The sequence below is a fragment of the Bradyrhizobium sp. AUGA SZCCT0182 genome, from assembly GCF_018130185.1.
GTDB lineage: Bacteria > Pseudomonadota > Alphaproteobacteria > Rhizobiales > Xanthobacteraceae > Bradyrhizobium.
The window spans coordinates 106,974-125,552 of sequence record NZ_JAFCLY010000002.1 but is presented as its reverse complement, the minus strand read 5'-3'; the positions used below and the strand labels follow the sequence as shown (position 1 = coordinate 125,552).

Below are 18,579 nucleotides of genomic sequence, written 5' to 3'. Positions count from 1 at the left end.
TTCCGCCTTGCCTAATCCGTGCCGTTGACGGCATATTCCGCCCGGAGGCGGCAGGTCCGGGACGGTTTCCAAGGCGTCCGGGAGAGCCTGCCCGACAAGGGAAAAATTGGCCGCGCGCGAGGGGACTTCGCAGCGGGCTGATGGGGGAAGTTTGTTTGGCCGATGAGATCATTCTCGAAACCCACGGATTGACCAAGGAATTCGCGGGTTTCTTCGCTGTTCGTGACGTTGCTCTCAAGGTGCGTCGCGGCAGTATTCATGCGTTGATCGGGCCGAACGGCGCCGGCAAGACGACATGCTTCAATCTCCTGACCAAGTTTCTGAAGCCCTCGGCGGGCCAGATTCTGTACAAGGGGCAGGACATCACTGCGATGGCGCCGGCCGATGTGGCCCGCCTCGGGCTGGTGCGCTCGTTCCAGATTTCGGCGGTGTTTCCGCACCTCACGGCGCTGGAGAATGTTCGGGTCGCGCTACAGCGCCAGCATGGTTCTTCATTCGATTTCTGGCGCTCCAAGAGCGTGCTCGATCGCTTCAACAATCGTGCCCATGAGCTGTTGAACGACGTCGGCCTGAGCGAATTCGCCACGACACCGGCGGTCGAGATGCCCTATGGGCGCAAGCGCGCGCTCGAAATCGCAACGACGCTGGCGCTCGATCCGGAGATGATGTTGCTCGACGAACCGATGGCCGGCATGGGCCACGAGGACATCGACAAGATCGCGGCGCTCATCAAGAGCATCTCGGCGAAACACACGATCCTGATGGTCGAGCATAATCTCTCCGTGGTGGCGAACCTTTCCGATATCATCACGGTACTGACGCGCGGTCAGGTGCTGGCGGAAGGCAACTATGCCGATCTGTCCAAGGACGAGCGCGTCAAGGAAGCCTATCTGGGGGCCGGTCATGGCTGAGGTAAAGATGGCGGAAGCCCCTGCAAAGACGACCGGCACGCCGGTTCTCTCGGTTCAGAACCTGGAGGCCTGGTACGGCGAATCCCACATCCTTCACGGCATCAACTTCAATGTGAATGCCGGCGAGGTGGTGACGCTGCTCGGACGCAACGGTGCCGGCAAGACCACCACGCTGAAATCGGTGATGGGGATCATCGGCAAGCGCACCGGTTCGATCCGCTTCAACGATCAGGACATTACCCGCGCCGCGTCCGACAAGATCGCGCGGATGGGCGTCGCCTTCTGCCCAGAGGAGCGCGGCATTTTCGCAAGCCTCGACGTTCGCGAAAACCTGCTGCTGCCGCCGATCGTGCGCCCCGGCGGCCTGTCGCTCGATCAGATCTTCGAGCTGTTTCCGAACCTGAAGGAGCGGCTCAACAGCCAGGGCACCAAACTTTCGGGCGGCGAGCAGCAGATGCTCGCGATCGCCAGAATCCTGCGTACCGGCGCGCGGTTCCTGATGCTGGACGAGCCGACCGAAGGTCTGGCACCGGTTATCATCCAGCAAATCGGTCACACCATCGCGCGGCTGAAGTCAGAAGGCTTCACCATCTTGCTGGTCGAGCAGAATTTCCGCTTCGCCGCGACGGTCGCGGATCGCTACTACATCGTCGAGCACGGCAAGGTCATCGACGGGTTCGCGAATTCGGAACTGCAGGCCAATATGGACAAGCTCCACACTTATCTTGGCGTCTGATCGGTATAGTTCGGCAAGCAAAATTCAGGGAGAAAATATGAAACAGAAAATTTCGGCACTTCTTTTCGGTACCGCGCTGACGCTGGCCGCAAGCGGCGCGCTGGCGCAGGACAAGAACATCAAGATCGGCGTCCTCACCGACAATTCCGGTCTTTATTCCGACCTCGGCGGCGCCGGCTCCACGCTCGCCGCCCAGATGGCGATCGAGGATTCCGGGCTTGCGGCCAAGGGCTGGAAGATCGATCTGGTCTCGGCCGACCACCAGAACAAGCCCGACATCGCCACGACCATCGCGCGCCAATGGATCGACGTCGAGAAGGTCGACATCTTCATGGACGTGCTGAACTCCGGCGTTGCGCTGGCGGTCAACAATTTGGTGAAGGAAAAGAACGCCATCATGATCAATACCGGCGCGGCGTCGTCGGACCTCACCAACGCCCAATGCTCGCCGAACACAATCCACTGGGTCTACGACACCTACATGCTGGCGAACAGCACCGGGCAGGCGCTGGTGAAGGCCGGCGGCGATACCTGGTACTTCCTGACCGCGGATTACGCGTTCGGCCACGCGCTGGAGCGCGACACCGCCGCGGTCGTGACTAAATCGGGCGGCAAGATTATCGGCACCGTCAGGCATCCGCTGAATTCGTCGGACTTCTCCTCGTTCCTGCTGCAGGCGCAGGCCTCCAAGGCCAAGATCGTCGGCATGGCCAATGCCGGCGGCGATACCACCAACACCATCAAGCAGGCGTCGGAATTCGGCATCGTCGCTGGCGGCCAGAAGCTGGCCGGTCTCCTGCTGTTCATCACCGACGTTCACTCGCTCGGTCTGAAGGTAGCCCAGGGCCTGAGCTTCACCGAGACGTTCTACTGGGATCTCAACGACGACACCCGCGCGTTTTCCAAGCGCTTCTCCGAGCGCATGAAGAACAAGGCGATGCCGTCCATGGTGCAGGCCGGCGTCTATTCCGGTCTGATCCACTACTTCAAGACGGTCGACGCGATGGGCGGCAATCCGCATGACGGCATCAAGGTCGTCGAGAAAATGAAGGCGGCGCCGACCGACGACCCGCTGTTCGGCAAGGGCACGATCCGCGCCGACGGCCGCAAGCTTCATCCGGCCTACCTGTTTGAGGTCAAGAAGCCGGCCGAATCCAAGGGGCCGTGGGACTATTACAAGCTGATCGGGACCACCCCCGGCGACCAGGCTTTCCGGCCGCTTTCGGAAAGCGCCTGTCCGCTGGTAAAGAAGTAAGACGATCGCCCGCCGGCACCGTGCCGGCGGGCTTCACTTCGCGTCACTACGCGATACCTTCGCGTCACCGCGCGAAATAGCGTCACAACGAAATCGAGTGCGAAACCGATGCAAGCTCTCTACGCACAGTTGTTGGTGGGACTGATCAACGGCTCGTTCTACGCGCTGCTCAGTCTGGGGCTCGCCGTCATCTTCGGCATGCTCAACATCATCAATTTCGCCCATGGCGCGCTCTATATGATGGGTGCGTTCTGCGCCTATTTCCTGCTCAATTTGGCGGGTATTGGATACTGGCCGGCGCTGATCATTGCGCCGATCGTGGTCGGCATCTTCGGCATGATCCTGGAACGGACCATGCTGCAGTGGCTTTCGGGCCTCGATCATCTCTACGGGCTGCTGCTGACGTTCGGTATCGCGCTGATCGTGCAGGGCGTGTTCCAGAATTATTTCGGCTCCTCGGGCCTTCCCTATGCGATCCCCGATGAACTGAGGGGCGGCATGAACCTCGGCTTCATGTTCCTGCCGATTTACCGCGGCTGGGTGGTCGTGTTCTCGCTCATCGTTTGCCTCGCCACCTGGTACCTGATCGAAAAGACGCGGCTTGGTGCCAATCTGCGCGCCGCGACCGAAAACCCGACACTGGTGCGCGCGTTCGGCATCAACGTGCCCAGGATGATCACGCTGACCTATGGGCTCGGCGTGGGCCTCGCGGCGCTGGCCGGTGTCTTGTCCGCCCCGATCAACCAGGTCCGGCCGCTGATGGGCGCCGACCTGATCATCGTCGTGTTCGCGGTGGTGGTGATCGGCGGCATGGGCTCCATCATGGGATCGATCATCACCGGCTTTTCGCTCGGCGTGATCGAAGGACTAACCAAATACTTCTATCCCGAAGCTTCAAACACCGTGGTTTTCGTCCTGATGGTACTGGTGTTGCTGGTGAAGCCAACGGGTCTGACCGGACGGGCGGCCTGATATGAGCGCATTGACTGACGATACACTGCCGGCATCACCGCGCGCCGTGCGCGACGAGATGATCGTATTCGTCCTGATGGCGGCGCTGCTGGCGATCGTGCCGCTGACCGGAATCTATCCGTTCTTCGTGATGCAGGCGTTGTGCTTTGCGCTGCTGGCCTGCGCGTTCAACCTCCTGATCGGCTACGGCGGGCTGTTGTCGTTCGGCCACGCGATGTTTCTGGGCACGGCCGGTTACTTCACCGCGCATGCGCTGAAGGTCTGGGGGCTGTCGCCGGAGCTCGGAATTCTGGTCGGCACCCTGGGTGCCGCCGGGCTTGGCGTCATTACCGGCGTCGTCGCCATTCGCCGTCAGGGCATCTACTTCTCGATGATCACGCTGGCGCTGTCGCAGCTTCTGTATTTCATCTACCTGCAGACGCCGTTCACCCATGGTGAGGACGGCATCCAGGGCATCCCGCAGGGCTATCTGTTCGGCATCTTCAATCTCGCCAAGCCGACGGTGCTCTATTACGTCATCCTCGTCGGGTTCCTTGGCGGTTTCCTCTTGATCTATCGCACCATCAACTCGCCGTTCGGCGAGGTCTTGAAGGCGATCCGCGAAAACGAACCGCGCGCGATCTCGCTCGGTTACAAGACCGATCACTACAAATTGCTGGCCTTCATCCTTTCCGGAACGATCGCCGGTTTCGCAGGTTCGCTAAAGGTATTCGTGGCGCAGAACGCCTCGCTCACCGACGTGCACTGGACGATGTCGGGCGAAATCGTGCTGATGACGCTGGTCGGCGGTCTCGGAACCGTATTCGGTCCGGTGGTCGGCGCCTTCGTGATCATCGCCATGCAGCAATATCTGGCCGGTTTCGGCCAGTGGGTGACGGTGATCCAGGGCGTCATCTTCGTCGCCTGCGTGCTGACTTTCCGCCGCGGCGTGATTGGCGAGATCGCGCATTTCTTCCGCCGTTCGCTGTAAATTGCCCGTTCGGGTGCATTTTTACGGCCTACAAAGCGGTGGATGACCACTATTCCGGGGTCCGTCGTCGCGCGCTTTGCCTGTGAATGGTCTATGACAGTTTTGTGACAGGCTGCCTCGGGCAGCCGTTCCAGAACGATGGATAAGGCCGATGTTGCGCTGGTTTCGCTATTTCCTGCCCAAGGAAGAGCGGTTTTTCGACCTCTTTGCCCGTCATTCCCAGACCGTCGTGCAGGGGGCGCTGGCCCTGCAGGACATGCTGCGCGGCGGCGACGAGACGCCGGTGTTCTGCCAGCGCGTCAATCAGTTCGAAAACGATGCCGACAATATCACCCGCGAGGTGCTGACTGCGGTCCGGCGCACCTTCATCACCCCGTTCGACCGCGGCGATATCAAAAACCTGATCACCTCGATGGACGATGCCATCGACCAGATGCAGCAGACCGCCAAGGCCGTCATTCTGTTCGAGGTCCGCGTCTTCGAGCCGCCGATGCGCGAAATCGGAACGCTGATTGTCGAGTGCGCCAATCTGGTCGGGCGCGCTTTGCCGTTGATGCAGGCGATCGGTGACAACGTCGCGATGCTGACGGCGATCACCGAGGAGATAGGCAAGCTGGAGGGCCGCATCGACGACCTGCACGATATCGGGCTGAAGGAGCTGTTTCTCAAGCATCGCGACGCCAACACCATGGATTTCATCGTGGGCGCCGAGATCTACAAGCATCTTGAAAAGGTTTCAGACCGCTTCGACGACGTCGCCAATGAGATCAACAGCATCGTAATCGAACAGGTATGAGCATGATTCGGAAAAGTGGGTACCGGTTTTCCGAAAAAATCATGCTCCCAGTAATATAGGGCAGGGCCAACAAGTGGATGCTTCGCTTGGTCTCCCAATCCTGATCGCATTGATTGCGGTCGCGCTGCTGTTCGACTTCCTCAACGGGTTGCACGACGCCGCCAATTCGATCGCCACGATCGTGTCGACGCGCGTGTTGCGGCCGCAATATGCGGTGTTTTGGGCCGCCTTCTTCAACTTCATCGCCTTTCTGGTGTTCGGTCTTCACGTCGCCAACACCATCGGCACCGGCATCATCGAGCCCAGCATCGTCGATGCGACGGTGATCTTTGCCGCGCTGGTCGGCGCCATCGTCTGGAACCTGATCACCTGGGGGCTTGGCATTCCCTCGTCCAGTTCGCACGCGCTGATCGGCGGCTTGCTCGGCGGCGGGATCGCCAAGGCAGGCCTGTCCGCAGCGGTCTGGAGCGGGCTTTCGAAGACGCTGCTGGCAATCGTGCTGTCGCCGCTGGTCGGCTTCCTGCTGGCGCTGGTGCTGGTGGCGATCGTGTCCTGGCTCTCGGTGCGCTCGACGCCGTTCGCGGTCGACCGCGCCTTCCGCATCCTGCAATTCGTCTCGGCCTCGCTGTATTCGCTCGGCCATGGCGGCAACGACGCGCAGAAGACCATGGGCATCATCGCGGTGCTGCTCTATTCGCAGGGCCATCTCGGCACTGAATTCTCGATCCCGTTCTGGGTGGTGATCTCGTGCCAGGCGGCGATGGGGCTCGGCACGCTGATGGGCGGCTGGCGGATCGTCCGTACCATGGGCCTGCGGATCACCAAACTGACGCCGATGCAGGGTTTTTGCGCGGAAACCGGCGGGGCCGCGACCCTGTTCATGGCGACCTGGCTCGGGGTTCCCGTTTCCACCACCCATACCATCACCGGCGCCATCGTTGGCGTCGGCGCGGCGCGCCGGGTCTCGGCGGTGCGCTGGAACGTGGCCAGTTCGATCGTCTATGCTTGGGTCATCACCATCCCGGCCTCGGGAATCGTGGCCGCAGCGACATATTGGGCGGTGGTGCTGCTGCGCTAATCAGGTGACCAGCTTCAGCCCGACAATGCCGGCTACGATCAGCCCGATGCTGGCCAGGCGGGCCGCGGTGGCGGGTTCGCCGAAGAGGGCGATGCCAAGGATAGCCGTGCCGACGGCGCCGATTCCGGTCCAGACGGCATAGGCCGTTCCGATCGGTAAGGTTTTCAGTGCCAGTCCGAGCAGGAGGATGCTTCCGGCCATGGCCGCCAGCGTCAGGGCCGACGGCACCAGCCGCGTAAAGCCTTCGGTGTATTTGAGACCGATGGCCCAGCCGATTTCCAGGAGACCCGCGGTGAACAACACAGCCCAGGCCATGACAAACCCTCCAGATAAGGCAGGGTCGTCCCCGCGGATGATGGTGATGGGAAGGTCGTCCTTCCCTGCTGGATATGGGGGTTGTATCCACGGTCGGCAATTGCCAAATCGCCCTTGATTGCGCCCGTTTTCCCTGCCAAACGCTCGATTCATGTCCGACATTGCCGTTTCAGCCGAATCGCCGTCCCGCTCGCCGCTTGCAGATGAAGTGGCGCGGCGGCGGACCTTTGCCATCATTTCCCACCCGGACGCCGGCAAGACCACGCTGACCGAAAAGCTGCTGCTGTTCGGCGGCGCCATCAACCTTGCCGGCCAGGTCAAGGCCAAGGGCGAGCGCCGCAACACCCGATCCGACTGGATGAAGATCGAGCGCGAGCGCGGCATCTCGGTCGTGACCTCGGTGATGACCTTTGAGTTCGATGGCCTGGTCTTCAACCTTCTGGATACGCCGGGCCATGAAGACTTTTCGGAAGACACCTACCGCACGCTGACCGCAGTCGATTCCGCGGTCATGGTGATCGACGCCGCCAAGGGCATCGAGGCGCGGACGCGAAAACTGTTCGAGGTATGCCGCCTGCGCGACATCCCGATCATCACCTTCATCAACAAGATGGACCGCGAGAGCCGCGACACGTTCGAGTTGCTCGACGAGATCGAGAAGACGCTGGCGCTCGACACCACGCCGATGACCTGGCCGGTCGGCCGCGGCCGTGACTTCCTCGGCACCTATGACATCGCCACCGGCGGCGTGCGCCTGCTCGAAGGCGGCGGCGCCAAGACCGGCGCCGCGCAGCAGATCGACATCGCCGATCTCGCCGGCCGGAGCGCCAATCTCGACGTCGCCGAGGTCAAGGACGAACTCGCGCTGGTCTCGGAAGCCTGCAAGCCGTTCGAACTCGAGGCGTTCCGCGAGGGCCATCTGACGCCGGTCTATTTCGGCAGTGCGCTGCGCAATTTCGGCGTCGGCGATTTGCTGGAAGGTCTGGGGCGCTTTGCGCCGCCGCCGCGCGCGCAGGAGAGCAACCTGCGCAAGGTCGAGGCATCAGAGCCGCGCATGAGCGCCTTCGTGTTCAAGATCCAGGCCAACATGGATCCGAACCACCGCGACCGCATCGCGTTCGCGCGGCTGTGCTCCGGCAAGCTCAGCCGCGGCATGAAGGCCAAGCTGGTGCGCACCGGCAAGAACATGTCGCTGTCCTCGCCGCAATTCTTCTTTGCCCAGGACCGCTCGGTGGCGGATGAAGCCTTTGCCGGCGATGTCGTCGGCATTCCCAACCACGGCACTTTGCGGATCGGCGACACGCTCACCGAAGGCGAAGACCTCACATTCGTCGGCGTGCCGAGCTTTGCGCCGGAAATCGTCCGCCGCGTGCGCCTGACCGACGCCATGAAGGCCAAGAAGCTGAAGGAAGCGCTGCAGCAGATGTCGGAGGAGGGCGTCGTGCAGGTGTTCCGCCCGCGCGACGGCGCGCCGGCGCTGGTCGGCGTGGTCGGTCCGCTGCAGCTCGACGTGCTCAAAGCGCGGCTCGATGCGGAATATTCGTTGCCGGTCGAATTCGAAGTCTCGGAATTCCAGTTGGCGCGCTGGATCTCGTCCGACGACCGCAAGAAGCTCGACGCGTTCATGTCGGCCAATGGTTCGGGTGTCGCCGATGACGTCGACGGTGACCCGGTGTTCCTCGCCAAGAACGAGTTCTATTTGGGCTATACCAAGGAACGCGCCGAGGGCATCGTGTTTTCTCACATCAAGGATGTGAAGAAGAAGGCGTGAGGGACGCGGGGAGGCTGCAATTGGCCCCCGTTCTCCTGTCGTCCTCCGCGAAAGCGGGGGACCCAGTCCGCCGCGGCCTTTCGATTATTCAATAACCATCTCTGGAATACTGGGGCACCCGCCCCAGTGCGCAATTGCGCACAAGGCGGGTGACGACAGCAGCGGCGTGTCGTTACAGCACAGCACGCCCATTACCCATGCATCCAGTGGAGGCATGTATGCGTTTCTTGCTCCCTGACTGGTCTTGCACGCCCGCAGGCATTCCGAAAGTATCCAGTGGATGCTTATAGAACAGGGAGGCACACATGACTGATCTTGCGACCTATTCCCGCACCGGCCCCGTCGGCACCATCGTGATGGACGATGGCAAGGCCAATGTGATGTCGCTGGCGATGCTCAACGCGCTGCATGCGGCGTTCGACCAGGCGGAAAAGGACAAAACCGTCGTGATCCTGAAGGCGCGCGGGAGGCACTTTTCCGGCGGTTTCGACCTCAACGTCTTCGCCAAAGGGAGCGCCGAGGATCAGTACCTGATGCTGAAAGCGGGCGCCGAACTGGCGCTGCGCATCCTGTCGTTTCTGACCCCGGTGGTCGCGGTCTGCCAGGGCAACGCCTATCCGATGGGGGCCTTCCTGATCATGTCCAGCGACCACCGTCTCGCCGCCGAGGGCAATTACTTGATCGGGATGAATGAAGTTGCAATCGGGCTCACGGTGCCGCGGTTCGCCATAGAGATCGCCCGGCAGCGGCTGACGCCGGCCTATTTCAGCCGGGTCGTGATGACGGCCGAAATGTTCGGTCCGGCGGAAGCCGTCACGGCCGGCTTCTTCGACCGCGTAGTGCCGGCTGACGCCCTGGAGCGCAGTGCGGCGGAGGTGGCCGGGAAGCTGAGCACGCTCGACATGGCGGCGCATGCCGCCACCAAGGCGCGGGCGCGCGGTGCCGTGATCAAGATGATCCGCGGCATGATCGACGAGGACATCACCCCGCAATATGGCGAGGATCGCATCAGGAGCCGCGTTTCGGCTTAAGCTTCGGAAAATCGTGTCCGCGACAGTGGCGCTGCGGCCGGGGCCTTTGTATGAAGGGATATGACCGCATCGCCGCGCCGGGCGACTTACCGCCACGGCAATCTGAAATCAGCCGCGCTGAAGGCCGCCACCCGTCTGGTGGCCAAGGCCGGCCATGAGCAATTGAGTTTGCGCGAGGTGGCTGATGCCGTCGGTGTTGCGCATCGCTCGCTGTATAATCATTTCAGGGATCGCGAAGCGCTGCTCGATGCGGTCGCCACCGGCGCCTATGACCGGCTGGCCGCGATCCTCGTCAAGGCGACCACGCCGGAGGATTACACCGCGAAATATGTCCGCTTCGCGCTCGCCAACCGTGCGCTCTATGCGCTGATGACCAGCCGCCCGCACGCGACGATGAAGCACAATCCGCCGCTGCAGACCGCGGTCCACGGCGTCATCACCCAGGCGATGCGGATCTTTTGCCAGGACATCCCGACATCAGCCGCGCGGCGCCGGGCCGTGATGAAGATCTACATCACGCTCTATGGTGGTATTTCGCTCTATGCGGCCGGCGTGCTCGACCAGCCCAGCGAAAAGGCGCTGATTGCGGAACTATCAGCGATGAATGCCGGGAAATGAACGCGGGGATGTGAACGCCGGCCCGCTTGAACCCGACCAAGGCGCGGACCAACTTGATTGGATCGTCGACTTCAAGGGAACCGGCGTATGCTCCGGCGTGTCATCATCTGCCTGATCGTCGCGGTTGCCGGTATCGGCGCCGCTGACGCCCAGTCGCGGCGTCAGATCGACGCCACGCCGTTTTCGCACGCGCCCTGCAGCGTGCTCGACGGCCAGCCTTGCACGCCGTCGTTCTGCAGCGTGTTCAACGACGGCCCGTGCATTCCCGAGATCGATTATCCCTACGGCCAGAACCTGCAACTGACGATCGAAAGCGTTCCGCCAAAGGACCAGGCCGCGAAATACCGGAAGCCGGACCACGACCTCGACAGCATCGGCGACCTGTTTGCGGCGCTGCGGTCCTGCTGGACCCCGCCGCCGGCCGATAGCGCGCGCGAGGGCATGCAGATGTCGGTGCGCTTCAGTTTCAAGCGCTCGGGTGAAATCATTGCCGCCCCTCGGCTGACCTTCGCCACCGCCGGTGTTCCGGCCGATACCCGCGCCGCCTATCTTAAGGCGATCAACGCCTCGCTCGATGCCTGCAAGCCGCTTAAATTCACCGGCGAGCTCGGAGGCGCGCTGGCCGGGCGACCGATCGCGATCCGCTATGTCGACAACCGCGATCTGAAGAAGCAAGCGGAGAAGCCATGAGGCGGATGGCGGCGTAGCGCATTGCGCTCCAAGCCCCATCAATGATAGGCGAGGGTAGAAGCGAAGCCGCCCAGGGAGAGGACATCATGGGACTGCTGGTGATGATCCTGGGCCTGGTCCTGTTTCTCGGCGTCCACACGCTGACCACGCAGCGCAAATTGCGTGCACGGGTCGTCGGCTCAATGGGCGAGGGCGGCTACAAGATCGGCTATACGCTGGCCTCGGTTGCGGGCCTGGCGCTGATCATCTGGGGCTTTGCCAATTATCGCGCTACGGGCTGGATCAACGTCTGGAACCCGCCGACGGCGTTCAAGCACATCACCGTGGCCCTGATGCTGCCCGCGATCATTCTGGTGGTTGCCTCCTACATCCGCGGCCGGATCTATACGACGCTGAAGCATCCGATGCTGACCGGCGTCAAGCTGTGGGCGGCCGCGCATCTGCTCGCCAATGGCGATCTCGGCTCGATCATCCTGTTCGGCTCGTTCCTGGCGTGGGCGGTGTTCGACCGCATCTCGCTGAAACGCCGCACCGACGCCGGCGGGCCGCCGATACCGGTCGGCGGTCCCGGCAACGACCTGATCGCAATCGCGGTCGGGGTCATCGCCTATCTGGCGCTGGCATTTGCCTTCCATCCGGTCGTGATCGGCGTCCCCGTGGTTGGAGTCTAGCAAGGCAAGAGTTGAGCCATGGACTGGTCGCAACATCCTATTCCGGCGATGCGGCTCGAGACGCGCTTCGGCGATCGCGTCGTGTCGGCATTTAGCGAACGGCCGGGCTCCGTCTGGGCGATGATTGCCGAGGCTGCAGAGAGAAATCCGGATGGCGAAGCGTTGATCTGCGGTCATCGCCGGATGAGTTGGCGCGACGTGGCCTCTCAATCGGCACGGATTGCGGCCGGGTTTCAGCGGCTCGGATTGCAGCGCGGCGATCGTATCGCCGTGCTGCTCGGCAATCGCGTCGAGTTCGTGCTGACGATGTTCGCCGCCGCTCATGCCGGCCTTGTGACGGTGTTGCTGTCGATCCGCCAGCAAAAGCCTGAGATCGCCTATGTGCTGACCGATTCAGGCGCAACGCTCCTGGTCCACGAAGCGACACTGGCCGAGCGCGTGCCGGATGCGCGCGATGTGCCTGACCTCCTGCATCGCGTTTCCGTCGGTGACGGCAGCACCTCGCAGTTCTCCGATCTGCTGGATCACGCGGCATCGGCGACGCCTGCCGAGGTCGGCGAAGAAGACACCGCGATGATCCTCTACACGTCGGGCACCACCGGCAAGCCAAAGGGCGCAATGCTGGCGCATTGCAACATCATCCATTCGTCGATGGTCTTCGTGTCCTGCCTGCAGTTGACCGCGGCGGACCGCTCGATCGCCGCGGTGCCACTCGGGCACGTCACCGGCGTGGTCGCCAATATCACGACCATGGCTCGCTGCGCGGGCGCACTGATCGTGATGCCGGAGTTCAAGGCCGCGGAATATCTGAAGCTGGCGGCGCGAGAGCGCGTCACCTACACCGTGATGGTGCCGGCGATGTATAATCTCTGCCTGCTGCAGCCGGATTTCGACAGCTACGATCTGTCGAACTGGCGGATCGGCGGCTTTGGCGGGGCGCCGATGCCGATTGCGACGATCGAGCGGCTGGCCGCCAGGATTCCGGGCCTGAAGCTGGCAAATTGCTACGGCGCCACCGAGACGACGTCGCCGTCGACCATGATGCCCGGCGAATTGACCGCGCGGTACATCGACAGCGTCGGCTTGCCCTGTCCCGGCGCGCAGATCATCGTCGTCGATCCCGACGGCCACGAACTGCCGCGCGGCGCGATCGGTGAAATCTGGATCCACGGCGGCTCGGTCATCAAGGGCTACTGGAACAATCCAAAAGCAACGGCTGAAAGTTTTACCGCCGGCTTCTGGCATTCCGGCGATATCGGCTCGGTCGATGAAGCCAATTTCGTGCGCGTGTTCGATCGCCAGAAAGACATGATCAACCGTGGCGGCCTGAAGATCTATTCTGCCGAGGTCGAGTCTGTGCTGTCAGGCCACCCCGACGTGCTCGAAAGCGCGATCATCGCCAAACCGTGCCCGGTGCTCGGCGAGCGCGTCCACGCCGTGGTCGTGATCAGGGGAGGGGCCAGCGTTGAGACCTTGCGTGCGTGGTGCGCCGAGCGGCTGTCGGACTACAAGGTGCCGGAAACCATCGACCTGACCGCCGATCCGCTGCCGCGCAACGCCAACGGCAAGGTGCTGAAACGGCAGTTGCGTGAGGCTCGCAATTTAAGTGCCTGACGATCAGAGCTTCGGCGCGCTGCCTTTCGGCATCGCATTGCGTTCGTTCTGTTCCGCGGTAAGCGCATCGCTGTCGATCGCCGCCGCGCTGATGACGCGTTTGACGTCCAATAGCGAAAACTGCGCGATCCCGACACGGTCGGATGCTGTGCCGGGGATCAGCTGCACGCTCAGCACGCCGTCGCAATTGGCGCCCTTGGCTTCGCTGAGCATCGCGGCCAGCGCTTTCTCCTTTGCCTGCGCACGCTTGACGACCGCCACGCAGCTGCCCCGGATGGTTTCGCCGTTGAGCTTGAGCGCGGCCTTGGGATCGAGTGGCTTGCCGATGGCCTCGATCGCGGTTGCTTCCTTGTATTTCGTGCCGACCGATACGATCGAGCCGGCGCGATAGATGTAATAGAGGTGCTGATCGCCGACGATGGTGGGTGCGCCGTATTTGCCCATCACCTCCTTGACCATGTCGGCCTTCGCCGGCTGCTGGTCCTTCGCAAAGGTGAGGTTGCGGGCGAGGAAGTAAATGCGATTGCCGCTCGCCGGCGACGAGAAGCTGCTCGACAGCATCTCACCGTTCTGGCTGAGCCCGGGAGGAAGGCTGAAAGTCAGTGCCGAGGTGAAGCTGATCGCGGTGCTGCCGAACTTCTGCTGCTGGACGTCGGTCGTGGTGTTGGAGCGTCCCTTGAAGAACGAATCTAGCGTGGCACGCGTGGAATCAGCGGTGGAATCCGCTGAGATACCCAAAATGTCCGGGCGCAGCTTGCCGGAAAATGCCGTCTCCGGCGTCCTCGCCTTGATGTCGTAGGCTTGGGTCGCGGCGGGCAGGGCGGCGGCCCCGATGGCAAGCGTGACGACCAGGGCGCGGCAAACCATGAAGCACCTGCAAAATCAGACGAATAACCGACAAAAATCGAACGGATTACGCCAAGCTTTGAACCGCGAAGTCAATATTCCCGGACGTTCGCTGCGTGGGACAACTCGCTTCCAACTGCCACGTCCAGCGTTAACGCTTTGATCCGGCTCGCTTTGCCTTGCCACCGCCATATCGTTAGGGTATCGCCGCCGCCATGCGGGGATCGGGCGCAGGGCGCCGCCGCGCGTCCAGCGGCTCAGCGGGGATGGGATAGCCTTAAGTGTCTGAATTATTTAATGAAGTCGATGAGGAGGTCCGTCGCGATCAGCTCAAGAAGCTGTGGGACCAATATTCCATCTATATCATTGCCGGAGCGCTCCTGATCATCGCCTCCGTGGGTGGCTGGCGTGGCTACCAATATCTGGAAGCCAAGAAGGCGGTTGAGGCCGGTGCGGCCTTCGACAAGGCGGCAGAGCTATCGGAAGCCAACAAGCACGCAGAGGCCGAGGCGGCGTTTGCCGAGCTGGCGGCGAAGGCGCCGGCCGGATACCGCGTGCTGGCGCGCCTGCGTACGGCCGCGGAGGTCGCAAGCCGCGACCAGCAGGCTGCCGCCAAGATGTTCGACGAGATTGCCGCCGACCGCAGCGTCGGCGTGGCGGAACAGGATCTGGCCCGGATTCGCGCCGCCCAGTTGCTGCTGGAGAGCGCCTCCTATCCCGACATGAAGTCTCGCCTCGAGGCGGCAGCCGGACCGGCTGCTACCTTTCGCCATACTGCGCGCGAATTGCTGGCGCTGTCGGCCTGGCGCGCCAACGATGCGACAGCGACACGGCAATGGCTGGACGTAATTGCCAATGACGGCGGCACGCCACCGAGCCTGCGCTCACGCGCCGAAGCGCTGCAGGCGTTGCTTCCGCCTGTCGCAAAGAGCTGAGCCGGCCAACGAGATAACGAGAACCGAGCATGCGCCGCCCGCACCGTCTGATCGCAGCCACCGTCCTCATCGCGTTTTCCAGCGCGCTGGCGGGCTGTAGCAGCATCGGCAATTTCGATCCGACCGACATGCTCGACTTCCTCGACACCAAAAAGAAGCTGCCCGGTGAACGCAAACCGGTTTTCCCCGACGGTGTGCCCGGTCTCGAGCAGGGCGTGCCGAAGGATCTCTACAGAGGCGCGCGCCAGCAGCAGATCGACGACCCGAATGCCCAGGCAGCGGTCGCACCGGCGCCGCAGGAGCCGAAATCGAAGGGATCCGCGAAATCCAGAGGCAGGCAGGCCCCGGTTGCAGCAGCGCCCGCGGCTGAGCCCGCCGCCGCAGAGCCCGATGCCGCGCCCGAGGAAGAGGGCGGCACCAACGCAGCGCCGCCGGCGCCGAAGCCGAAGAAGATCGTGCGCAAGCGCACCACCGCGCCGCCGCCCGACCAGCCGGCGGCCCAATCGGCGGCGCCCGCGCAGTCCACCCAACAATCCGCCGCGCCGTTCCCGGCGCCGATGCCGAGCGGCAGCTTCACGCGTTAATTGCATAGCGTTTTCGCGCGAAGTCGGCGCCGGTTCGCGTAAAGCAAACGCGTCAAAACAAAATCAGAGCGCGGTTCCGACGGAACCGTGCTCTATCGTTTCGTTCGATTGACACGTCCATCAAAAAGGGCGTTTGGATTTATTTATGCCCTTCACGATTGCCATCATCGGCCGGCCCAATGTCGGAAAGTCGACGCTGTTCAACCGGCTGGTCGGGCAGAAGCTCGCGCTGGTCGACGACGAACCCGGCGTCACCCGCGACCGCCGCGAGGGCAATGGGCGCCTCGGCGATCTCGAATTCACCGTGATCGATACCGCCGGCCTCGATGAAGGCGCCAGGGGTTCGCTCACCGCGCGGATGCAGGAACAGACCGAAACCGCGATTGCGCTTGCCGACGCGCTGATGTTCGTGATCGACGCGCGGGCCGGGCTTACGCCGAACGACCGCGCCTTTGCCGATTTCGCCCGCCGCGCCAACAAGCCGGTGGTGCTGGTCGCCAACAAGAGCGAGGGCAGGCACGGCGAAGTCGGCGCGATGGAAGCCTATGCGCTCGGGCTCGGCGATCCCGTGCAGATTTCCGCCGAACATGGCGAAGGCCTCAGCGATCTCTACGACGCACTGCGCGTGCTGATGCCCGATCCCACCGAGGAGGGTGAGGAATTCGACGATGACGACATCATCGAATCCGATGAGGATTTCGCCAAGCGTCCGATTCGCGTCGCGATCGTCGGCCGTCCCAACGCCGGCAAATCGACGCTGATCAATCATCTGCTCGGCGAGGAGCGGCTGCTGACCAGCGCCGAGGCCGGCACCACCCGCGATTCCATTTCGGTCGAGGTGACCTGGCAGGGGCGCGACTTCCGGGTGTTCGATACCGCCGGCTTGCGGCGGCGGGCGCGGATCGACGAGAAGCTGGAGAAGCTATCGGTGGCGGACGCGCTGCGCGCAGTGCGCTTTGCCGAAGTCGTTGTCATGATGATGGACGCGCAGAACCGGTTCGAGGAACAGGATTTGCGCATCGCCGACCTGATCGAGCGCGAGGGACGCGCGGTCGTTCTGGCCGTCAACAAATGGGATTTGATGGAGAAGAAAGGCAGCCTCGTTTCGGGGCTGCGCACCGATGTCGATCATTTGCTGCCGCAGATGAAGGGCGCGCCGGTTGTTGCCGTGTCGGGCCTGATGGGTGAGGGCATCGATCGGCTGATGAGCGCGATCGAGCAAGCCTATGCGGTATGGAACAAGCGCGTGCCGACGGCAGCCCTCAATCGCTGGTTCGAACAGGCGGTCGACGCCAATCCGCCGCCCTCGGTGTCGGGCCGCCGGCTGAAGCTGAATTACATCACGCAAGCCAAGGCGCGGCCGCCGAGTTTCATCCTGTTCTGCTCGCGCGCCGACGCGGTGCCGACGTCTTATTTGCGCTATCTCACCAACAGCATGCGTGAGGCCTTTGATCTGCCGGGTACGCCGATCCGCATTATGCTGCGCGAGAAGGCCAATCCGTTCGCCCACAAGCGCAAACGGCCGTCGTGAACGAGGCGGCCTCGGAACACGCGACCGGGATGCCGCCGGTGCGCAGCGGCGCAGCCATCTTCATTTTCGTTACCATCCTGCTCGACATGTTCGCGCTCGGCCTGATCCTGCCGATCTTGCCCAAGCTGGTCGAAAGCTTCGTCGACAACGATACCGCGACCGCCGCGCGGATCTTTGGATTGTTCGGCACCGCCTGGGCGGTGATGCAGTTCATCTTCTCACCGATCCTCGGCGCCTTGTCCGACCGGTTCGGCCGCCGGCCGGTGGTGCTGTTGTCCAATTTTGGCCTGGCGCTGGACTATGTACTGATGGCGCTGGCGCCGTCGCTGCTGTGGCTGTTCATCGGCCGCGTCATCTCGGGCATCACCTCGGCCAGTATCTCGACGGCTTTCGCCTACATCGCCGACGTGACGCCGCCGGAACGGCGCGCTGCCGTGTTCGGCAAGATCGGCGCGGCGTTCGGCGCCGGATTTATTCTCGGCCCCGCCGTCGGCGGCCTGCTCGGTGACATGGATCCGCGGCTGCCGTTCTGGGTCGCGGCGGGCCTGAGTTTTGCCAATACGCTTTATGGCTGGCTGATTCTGCCGGAGTCGCTGCCGCCGGAGCGCCGTTCGCCGTTCCGCTGGAAGAGCGCCAACCCGCTCGGCGCGTTGCATCTGCTGCGCTCCGATCGGGTTCTCGCAGGTCTCTCGCTAGCCAATTTCTTTGGCCAGGTCGCGCATGTCGTGCTGCCCTCGACCTTCGTGCTCTATGCGACCTATCGCTATGGGTGGGACACCAAGACCGTCGGGCTGACGCTGGCGCTGGTCGGTGTCTGCGCCATGGTGGTGCAGGGCGCAGGCGTCGGACCGATCGTCACGCGCCTTGGCGAACGCCGCGCGCTGCTGCTCGGGCTCGGCTGTGGGGCGCTCGGTTTCCTGATCTATGGCGCTGCGCCGACCGGTCCGCTGTTCTGGGCCGGCATTCCCGTGATGGCGCTGTGGGGCATTGCCGGTGCGGCGATCCAGTCGCTGACCACGCAACTGGTCGCGCCCGATCAGCAGGGCCAGTTGCAGGGCGCCACCAACAGCGTCAACAGCGTTGCCCAGATGGTGGGACCGTTTTTGTTTACGCTGATCTTTGCCTATTTCATCAGCGAGTCTGCGCCGGTGAAAATGCCGGGCGCGCCGTTCCTCCTGGCCGCGGCGCTATTGGTGCTGGCGCTGGTGGTCGCGTGGCGGACCATGGCTGGCAAACCAGCCGCTTGAAGCCGCAG

Annotated in this window: 19 protein-coding genes; 17 read left to right on the top strand and 2 right to left on the bottom strand. The window is 63.0% G+C overall.

Going from position 1 to position 18,579, the window contains the following annotated elements:
• The first annotated feature begins 155 nt into the window (after window positions 1-155).
• From JQ611_RS02885 to JQ611_RS02855, 7 genes are all read left to right on the top strand, one after another.
• Entirely contained in the window at window positions 156-911 is a 756-nt protein-coding gene (locus JQ611_RS02885) for an ABC transporter ATP-binding protein (RefSeq protein ID WP_192739607.1), read from the top strand.
• Window positions 904-1,647, top strand: a complete 744-nt coding sequence (locus tag JQ611_RS02880; protein WP_212264842.1) for an ABC transporter ATP-binding protein — start codon at window positions 904-906, stop codon at window positions 1,645-1,647. The genes JQ611_RS02885 and JQ611_RS02880 overlap by 8 nt, the downstream gene beginning before the upstream one ends.
• Window positions 1,648-1,684: 37 nt before the next feature.
• A complete protein-coding gene (locus tag JQ611_RS02875) occupies window positions 1,685-2,902 on the top strand; it encodes an ABC transporter substrate-binding protein (RefSeq protein ID WP_212388650.1) in 1,218 nt (405 codons plus the stop codon).
• Window positions 2,903-3,010: 108 nt separating this feature from the next.
• Window positions 3,011-3,874: a branched-chain amino acid ABC transporter permease gene (locus JQ611_RS02870; protein WP_212264840.1), complete on the top strand. Its 864-nt coding sequence runs from the start codon at window positions 3,011-3,013 to the stop codon at window positions 3,872-3,874.
• Window position 3,875: 1 nt separating this feature from the next.
• Window positions 3,876-4,844: a branched-chain amino acid ABC transporter permease gene (locus JQ611_RS02865; protein WP_212264839.1), complete on the top strand. Its 969-nt coding sequence runs from the start codon at window positions 3,876-3,878 to the stop codon at window positions 4,842-4,844.
• A 151-nt stretch (window positions 4,845-4,995) separates the two neighbouring features.
• Entirely contained in the window at window positions 4,996-5,640 is a 645-nt protein-coding gene (locus JQ611_RS02860) for a DUF47 domain-containing protein (protein WP_212264838.1), read from the top strand.
• A gap of 73 nt (window positions 5,641-5,713) precedes the next feature.
• Window positions 5,714-6,718, top strand: coding sequence for an inorganic phosphate transporter (locus JQ611_RS02855; RefSeq protein WP_212464452.1), 1,005 nt, complete (start codon window positions 5,714-5,716; stop codon window positions 6,716-6,718).
• Here the strand turns inward: JQ611_RS02855 and sugE are convergent, their stop codons facing one another.
• Window positions 6,719-7,033 carry a quaternary ammonium compound efflux SMR transporter SugE gene (sugE, locus tag JQ611_RS02850; protein ID WP_212034055.1) on the bottom strand — a complete coding sequence of 105 codons (315 nt, stop codon included), beginning with the start codon at window positions 7,031-7,033 and terminating at the stop codon, window positions 6,719-6,721.
• 151 nt (window positions 7,034-7,184) lie between these two features.
• Here sugE and JQ611_RS02845 point away from each other — a divergent pair, with 151 nt between their 5' ends.
• From JQ611_RS02845 to JQ611_RS02820, 6 genes are all read left to right on the top strand, one after another.
• Window positions 7,185-8,804 carry a peptide chain release factor 3 gene (locus JQ611_RS02845; RefSeq protein ID WP_212264836.1) on the top strand — a complete coding sequence of 540 codons (1,620 nt, stop codon included), beginning with the start codon at window positions 7,185-7,187 and terminating at the stop codon, window positions 8,802-8,804.
• A 305-nt stretch (window positions 8,805-9,109) separates the two neighbouring features.
• Window positions 9,110-9,835, top strand: coding sequence for a crotonase/enoyl-CoA hydratase family protein (locus tag JQ611_RS02840; protein ID WP_212464451.1), 726 nt, complete (start codon window positions 9,110-9,112; stop codon window positions 9,833-9,835).
• Window positions 9,836-9,895: 60 nt separating this feature from the next.
• On the top strand, window positions 9,896-10,453 hold the full coding sequence (locus tag JQ611_RS02835) for a TetR/AcrR family transcriptional regulator (protein WP_212388646.1): 558 nt from the start codon (window positions 9,896-9,898) through the stop codon (window positions 10,451-10,453).
• Window positions 10,454-10,540: 87 nt separating this feature from the next.
• Window positions 10,541-11,143, top strand: a complete 603-nt coding sequence (locus JQ611_RS02830; RefSeq protein ID WP_212464450.1) for a hypothetical protein — start codon at window positions 10,541-10,543, stop codon at window positions 11,141-11,143.
• An 86-nt stretch (window positions 11,144-11,229) separates the two neighbouring features.
• Window positions 11,230-11,814 (top strand): NnrU family protein, encoded by a 585-nt coding sequence (locus JQ611_RS02825; RefSeq protein WP_212464449.1) that lies wholly within the window; start codon window positions 11,230-11,232, stop codon window positions 11,812-11,814.
• Window positions 11,815-11,832: 18 nt separating this feature from the next.
• Window positions 11,833-13,428, top strand: coding sequence for a class I adenylate-forming enzyme family protein (locus JQ611_RS02820; protein ID WP_212464448.1), 1,596 nt, complete (start codon window positions 11,833-11,835; stop codon window positions 13,426-13,428).
• Between the two features lie 3 nt (window positions 13,429-13,431).
• Here JQ611_RS02820 and JQ611_RS02815 read toward each other — a convergent pair whose 3' ends face one another.
• Window positions 13,432-14,295, bottom strand: coding sequence for a hypothetical protein (locus JQ611_RS02815; RefSeq protein WP_212464447.1), 864 nt, complete (start codon window positions 14,293-14,295; stop codon window positions 13,432-13,434).
• Window positions 14,296-14,555: 260 nt separating this feature from the next.
• Here JQ611_RS02815 and JQ611_RS02810 point away from each other — a divergent pair, with 260 nt between their 5' ends.
• The 4 genes from JQ611_RS02810 (at window position 14,556) to JQ611_RS02795 (ending at window position 18,571) form a co-directional block, all read left to right on the top strand.
• Window positions 14,556-15,209, top strand: a complete 654-nt coding sequence (locus JQ611_RS02810) for a tetratricopeptide repeat protein (RefSeq protein ID WP_212388637.1) — start codon at window positions 14,556-14,558, stop codon at window positions 15,207-15,209.
• A 29-nt stretch (window positions 15,210-15,238) separates the two neighbouring features.
• The gene (locus tag JQ611_RS02805) at window positions 15,239-15,793 is read left to right on the top strand and encodes a hypothetical protein (RefSeq protein ID WP_212264828.1); all 555 of its coding nucleotides are present in this window, start codon (window positions 15,239-15,241) and stop codon (window positions 15,791-15,793) included.
• A 145-nt stretch (window positions 15,794-15,938) separates the two neighbouring features.
• On the top strand, window positions 15,939-17,324 hold the full coding sequence (der, locus tag JQ611_RS02800) for a ribosome biogenesis GTPase Der (RefSeq protein ID WP_212264827.1): 1,386 nt from the start codon (window positions 15,939-15,941) through the stop codon (window positions 17,322-17,324).
• 29 nt (window positions 17,325-17,353) lie between these two features.
• Entirely contained in the window at window positions 17,354-18,571 is a 1,218-nt protein-coding gene (locus JQ611_RS02795) for a TCR/Tet family MFS transporter (protein WP_212464639.1), read from the top strand.
• The last annotated feature ends 8 nt before the right edge of the window (window positions 18,572-18,579 follow it).